1 protein-coding gene is annotated in these 432 nt (G+C 41.2%); it reads right to left on the reverse strand.

What is annotated here, in order from left to right; all coding sequences use genetic code 11:
- Positions 1-25: 25 nt before the first annotated feature.
- Entirely contained in the window at positions 26-178 is a 153-nt protein-coding gene (locus AB4496_RS27705; RefSeq protein ID WP_016800262.1) for a hypothetical protein, read from the reverse strand.
- Between the last annotated feature and the right edge of the window lie 254 nt (positions 179-432).

Genomic DNA, 432 nt, shown 5'->3' on the forward strand with positions numbered 1-432 from the left:
GTATTTGTCCTGATCAGCACCATATTTATCTCGCATACTTGCGTTTTAAATCTTCAATGGTTTGAACGTTCGATTTCTTATTTATCGTCATGCCTTCATAACCCAAACTGGTTTTGAAGTTCTTTAAGCTAGGGGTAAATGTAGCTTTTTGGCGCTTCGGATTTGAGACATTGGCCATATCAATGTTCCTCTTGTTGGTTGCATTAATTGTACATGACTAATCAGCTAATGTCATGAAGTAGCGATTTTCGCAAAGCCAAGTGAGCCGCGCAGCAGCATTCTATTCTAGTAATGTCACTGGCAAAGTTTTATCCAGAGGCTTCATTGGCCTAAAGTTTTACCCGTGGCACTTGTCTCTCAAAGTGCCAGCTAGCTCAGAGCTGCCCCAAAAACGTCACAATCTGAATTTTAACACGTGGCATTTTCTAGCTC

Source organism: Vibrio sp. 10N.222.46.A1 (assembly GCF_041473595.1).
Lineage (GTDB): Bacteria > Pseudomonadota > Gammaproteobacteria > Enterobacterales > Vibrionaceae > Vibrio > Vibrio tasmaniensis_A.